Source organism: Bradyrhizobium valentinum (assembly GCF_001440405.1).
GTDB classification, from domain to species: Bacteria; Pseudomonadota; Alphaproteobacteria; order Rhizobiales; family Xanthobacteraceae; genus Bradyrhizobium; species Bradyrhizobium valentinum.
In genome coordinates this window covers 1-5,636 of the sequence record NZ_LLXX01000133.1, presented here as the reverse complement: position 1 = coordinate 5,636, position 5,636 = coordinate 1, and the positions used below count along the sequence as shown (strand labels likewise).

General features: G+C 55.3%; 4 protein-coding genes. 3 read left to right on the top strand and 1 reads right to left on the bottom strand.

Annotated features, from left to right (window positions below; genetic code table 11):
* Positions 1–123: 123 nt before the first annotated feature.
* The 3 genes from CP49_RS23265 (at position 124) to CP49_RS23250 (ending at position 3,980) form a co-directional block, all read left to right on the top strand.
* Positions 124–855, top strand: a complete 732-nt coding sequence (locus CP49_RS23265) for an FRG domain-containing protein (RefSeq protein ID WP_082646183.1) — start codon at positions 124–126, stop codon at positions 853–855.
* Between the two features lie 843 nt (positions 856–1,698).
* Positions 1,699–3,018 (top strand): coproporphyrinogen-III oxidase family protein, encoded by a 1,320-nt coding sequence (locus tag CP49_RS42000; protein WP_197423197.1) that lies wholly within the window; start codon positions 1,699–1,701, stop codon positions 3,016–3,018.
* 8 nt (positions 3,019–3,026) lie between these two features.
* Positions 3,027–3,980: a class I SAM-dependent methyltransferase gene (locus CP49_RS23250; RefSeq protein WP_082646182.1), complete on the top strand. Its 954-nt coding sequence runs from the start codon at positions 3,027–3,029 to the stop codon at positions 3,978–3,980.
* 1,245 nt (positions 3,981–5,225) lie between these two features.
* On the opposite strand, the gene CP49_RS23240 is transcribed toward CP49_RS23250, so the two are convergent.
* Positions 5,226–5,636: transposase (locus tag CP49_RS23240; RefSeq protein ID WP_197423196.1), on the bottom strand; the 411-nt coding region annotated here is incomplete at its 5' end.

Below are 5,636 nucleotides of genomic sequence, written 5' to 3'. Positions count from 1 at the left end.
TGTCCTTGTTGCACCCGGCAGACGAAGCGCCTTCTTTTGTGACACAGTAAGACTAGCCCACAGCCTAGCGTGCTACCAATTACACCACCCTGGAGCAGATCAGCAACATAAGGCAAGAGCGACGTGTCTTACAATGAACTTTTCGCTTCTATAAAGGATCCTCAAAGACGGACTGGCACTGAGCAAGGTGGCGCTTGGTATCGCGGAATCAGCGATGGACGACATACTCTGACCCCGTCGCTCCTCAGACAGCGCAAGCGGCACGCCGACGCTGAGATAAACATGTTCGCCGACTTTTGGACGATGATAGAAGGAGTGGACATCAAGGACAGTTGGGAGAGATTATCTCTCATGCAGCACTATGGTGTGCCGACCCGGCTTCTCGACTGGACGACCGATTTGAACATTGCGGTCTATTTTGCGGTCGCGAGTGCCGAGCGGAAGGGGACTGGTGATCCTTGCATTTGGGTGTTGAACCCATACAAGCTGAACGAACTCCATAGCGGCACGCGTGTGATCTACGATGCGGTCGATCGCGTCGACTTCGACTACTACGATGCCGCGCGAGCTTTCGCGAGAAACGGAACTCCATTCCCCAACGATAAGGCGGTAGCGCTCAGGCCTACTTGGTCGAACGCAAGAATACGGCTGCAATCGGGGTGCTTCACCTTTCACGGAAGTGACGATCCCCTAGAGGCGGTCGTGAACACTCGAATTGCGAAGCGCGTGCAAATACCTCATTCGTCGGTCCACGACATCAGAGAGAAGCTCCTGCGGGAAGGCATACATCCGCTGAAGGTTTTCGGCGGGGTGGAGGGCTTGGCGACCTATGTCAGGAGGACGTACCTCGATTAATGAGCAAGAAGCGCGCTTGGTGATACGCTTGTCTTTCTTCGGATCATTCTGCGCCGGTGGCGTGTGGTCCTGAAATGCGAAGATTGAGCATCGAAGAAGCCCGGCAAGTAACGCCTGGGCCATAAGGAGCAAGTCCCTTTTGAGAGCTGATCGCCCGCAAGGTCCAGAGCGCCCCACTCCGGAAACGGTGTGGCGCGAGTTAACGAAATCTGCGAAAGAACATCGCTCGCCGCGTGATAACGCGAGCCCGACTTCCGGTTGCAGCTCTTGCGACGTGACTTGCGTTGCTCTCAGTTGCCCGGTTTGTCGCGTCTGCGACACATGATATTCGACCGCCGGGCTGCCGTGCTGGCAGTTAAGTTGTTGATTAAAATGTAGGACGCCTTTCGGAGGCTCTTCCCCCGCAGTTGGCACGAATCTTGAGTGTCTCTCGTTGCCCGGCGGCAGGAGCTGCCGACCGGCATCACTGGTTGATCCTCTCATTGAGAAGGAGCAAAAATGAAGACCGATTACGGTGTGACCGAATTAACTGCTGAAGAAATATCTGCAACGTTGGGAGGCTGGCTTGGCTGTTCATAGGAGCACTTAGCGGAATTCTCGGGGGTGGTAGCCGCTGTAGCTATATTTGAGGGCGTCTGGTTTCTTACACATAAGCCGCACGGCTAGACCTGAAGAACATAAGTGACGAAAACGCCGTGCTTTCTGCGGACTAGCTTCTATGGAAACTGCTGATCACCACAAGGCATGAACTTGTGGCTCGGCGAACGACGGCGTTCAGGCATTCACCGGCTTTGGCAATCAACGGGTTAGGTCATGGATTGTCTGGAATTTCTTCGAACAACTATGGCGAAAAAGGAGCTGCCAACCTACGTCTATGGTTATCCTTCCAAGCGAGCGTATCGGGCTTTTCCGCAGCCACTCCGCGTAACTGATGTCGTTGAGCAGGCTAGCCGTGCTAAGCAAATCAACATCTATGTCCATATCCCATTCTGCCGCTATCGCTGCACTTACTGCACGCTCTTTCTTACAATGCGCCAAAAACCGGCGGAGGGGGAGTCTTATGTTGTTCGACTGGCAGAGCACATCGCGCGATATGGAGAATACTTCGGAGATCGAGAGGTTGTAAGTATCTATTTCGGCGGCGGCACGCCGACCCTGCTGACTCAGCATCAATTCGGCGAGCTTTTCGCCGCCCTCGACGCTGCATTTCCAAAACGAAGCCGGAAATGTGAGATTACGGTCGAGAGCGCGCCAGACACTTTCGAAAACAACCTTCTGGATTGCTTGAAGGCTCTTGGCGTCAACCGAATGAGCATGGGCATCCAAAGCATGGTACCCGGCGAGCTTGCGCACTCTGGCAGACCATATTCGGTCGAGACTGCAGAAGCGGGAATCAAAGCGCTGATGGAACGTTTTTCCCACGTCAATCTTGATCTGATCTACGGCCTGCGTGGTCAAACCCGTGACTCCTGGATCTTCTCGCTTGGCCGCGCGCTCGACTATGAGCCGCAGACACTCTCCCTTTATCCCGTTGTTGTTCGTCGGATGACAAACATCATGACCTCGAAAGCGCACAATCCTGAATTATTCTTCTCTGAAGCGGAAAAGTATGAGGTCTACGACCAGAACGTCGCTCTGATGGCGTCCAAAGGCTACCGTCAGGAATCCTTCACGCGTTTTACCAAGATCGCTGGCGGCCGAGCCTACCGGCAGGAGGCCTCGGATTTCGAGGGAACGCCCCTGCTAGGGTTGGGAGTTGGCGCCAGAAGTTATTTCGGGCGATATCACTATGGCACGGACAACATCGACTGGAGTGCGGCTTCGCCCATCATCAACGCTTTCTCGGCTCGCCCCTTCGATCCTGATGCAATAGCATCGCACGGAATCGAACTGACGCCGGAAGATCTCGCGCGTCGCTACGTCCTGCTTGGCCTCACGTTGTCCGCACTGAGCAGAAAGGATTACGCTTCAGTATTCGGACGCGAACTGGCGGCCGATTTCAGCGAAGAGCTCAAGGCGCTCGAATGTCTGCAACTCGTCGACTTGGCAGACGGTGATACTTATCAACTGACTCACGCGGGATTCAAATATTCGAGCATTATGGCGCGAATATTTTACACGGGCACGATGGTGGCCCTCGAAGAGCAATATCAGGCAGCGTGAGGTGCAGTATGCAAGAAGTGGTGAAGCATTCACCCTTATGGTGGGATTCGGGCTACGCCGACCCCAACGTATCGTGTATGGGTGGTCCCAGCCCCGAAATCCTCGAGATATCACCAGCTCTCCGCGCGAAGAGCGTGGTTGTCGAGCTGGGTTGCGGCGAGGGGCGCAATGCCCTCTATTTGGCCCATTTTGATCATCAGGTGATCGCAACTGACATGTCCGAAGCCGCCATCTCCAAGCTGAACCGGCTGGCAGGCGATCTTGGCGTGAATATAACGAGCGGTTTGGCTCATGTTGAAGACTTCCAGCCGCCTGCTTACCTCGACGTCTTTATAGCGCATTCCGTATTGCATTTCACGGAACGGACCGTCTGGAAACCGCTCGTCACGACCTTAATCGATCGGACGCGGCCTGGAGGATTTCATTGCTTCACCAACACGCTCGATCGACCAGACCATCCTATTCCTAAGGAGGGGTTGGCATCTGGTCACAAGAAGTCGTTCTCGCGCGGAGAGCTGGAGGCCATCTATACAGAAGCCGGCTGGGACATCTTGCGCTCCGATCATTACATTAAATGGGACTCGCACCCTGGCATTCCAATCCATTCACACTGCATCGAGAAAGTTGTGGTTCGTAAGCCAATTGGATCTGAAGATCTCCCGCGAATGAGAGCTGAGCCCATCCAGGCAGCCGGGATGATTCCTGCCAAACAGTTTGATACCTTGAAACTGGGCACACCACGCGATGCCATAATTGAAATGCTCGGCTCGCCGCCAGCCAGCCATGGCGTGACGACTACCCGGAAGACAGTTGGCGGCAACAATCAAGAGGCCATAGCGGACGGCTACGTACGTGAGGATATGATATATGGCGATCACGGCCTCCAGTTCGTCAATGGGACGCTTACCGGTAAATATCGATACTTCACGCCCCCGAAGCGCTTGCGCATTCGAAATGAGTGATGCTCGAACGGTTTCTCATTGGCTGCCTTGGCCGCCGAAAATGGTCTCGGGTCACGTCACCACCGTCACAAACGTCGCGAGGGACATCTGAAGACCAAGATTGGCTGCGAGACGTCGCCAACGAAGTGGAGTTCAAGGCGGAGCCATATGCGTCTATGGCCTTGGCGAAGACGGTGTCCAGGCGTTCACCGACTTCAGCATCGAACGCCTCATCGAGCTCATCCAAATTTATGAAAGAAAATCCGGAGTTGCTTAAGCGCTCGCCATCAGAATAATCCAATCGGGCCCGCGGCCTGCGCCGGATGCGTACAAAGCGAACGCCGTTAGGGATATAAAGCTGGCGGCCTCGCCGTTTACGACATTTCCCAACGGATCGCTGCGTAGCTCCGCGGACGGATATTTGTACCGGTGTACGCTAGCAGCGTGCGCCGCTGACAACTGAAGAATGAAACTGTCCGGACCTTCTTTCTAAAAAAGTTCGAACGCTTCTCTTTCCTTTCAGATCCCGTACTCAATAGCTTCTGACCGCTCCAGAACGTGATCTCCACGTGCGCCAGATCATGGATGAGGGCAAAGTACTACTGGTGAACCTGCCATGTCGATGATGGGCCCATACATGAACGAGTTCAGGTGGATTGTTTTCCGGGGTCATCAACATCACTCGTTCAATGATCGCAATGTTGGCGGTTCGGTCCCGAACTGCTTTTTGTACTCTCTGAGCAGCTTAGGCGTTTGAGTCGAAGTTATGCTAGCTATCGGGTCAAGCGGGTTCTTTCCGGCCAGGGTACAGACGGCATAACGGTCGGCAGCCTTAATCAGTTGCGGATCGACGGCACGGGCTACGTGCTCAATGATGCCGGCTATCCGAACGCCAGCAACACTCCAATGATCTACCACGATTATTTCGCGTTCGCCCCGAGCTGGCCGGCCATCTCACGGAGTGCGGTCTGTGTCGCCCCGTCGCTCAGAAGGATTTCAACTTCGCCGCGCTGCTCGCCCGCGCCGCTGGGGCGCGATAGCGTCAGATGCCCGTGGCCTACGCCGTGATCTGATCGATTTCAACGGCTACAACCTCAACCTGCGCACCATGCACGACCAGATCTATCCGTCGACGTTCGATGGCGTCACGGTGACCTTCCTGATCTCCTCGACGATTGGGTCGACCTCGCTAGCAGCTTCTCATCCTTTATTCGTTCGGCCGTCCGCTCGCGCTGCGTTCATCCAGTGAAAACGGCTAGTGGTTCATCACAGTGATTTTGACTCTTTGGCGGTGGCTGGATATGCGCGGCCGAGTTTGGCGCGGGCTTTGTCGGTTGTGAACATCCATTTGATGCGGTCTCGTGCTTTGTTTCGCTGCCGTTGCCATGCTGCGATCTCTTTTCGGAGCCGTTTGGGGTCGTCGATGCGGCGGCCGAGACACTGGCGCTGCAGCACGCTGATCTCGCGCTCGACCATGTTGAGCCAACTGGCGTGTTTCGGGGTGTAGTGGAATTCGAGGCGACGCAGGATGCGACGGGCCTCGGCGGGCGCAAATGCTTGATACAGCGCGCCGAAGGTGTGGATCGACAGATTGTCCTGCACGACACGGATACAGGCGGCATCGGGATAATGGACGTCGACGAGTTCACGCATGCAGTGGGCGTAGTCCACGGCGGC

What these genes read in the sequence shown, in the direction of transcription:
- CP49_RS42000 (WP_197423197.1), top strand. Translation starts at nt 1,699, where the DNA reads ATGGCGAAAAAGGAGCTGCCAACCTACGTCTATGGTTATCCTTCCAAG.
- CP49_RS23250 (WP_082646182.1), top strand. Translation starts at nt 3,027, where the DNA reads ATGCAAGAAGTGGTGAAGCATTCACCCTTATGGTGGGATTCGGGCTAC.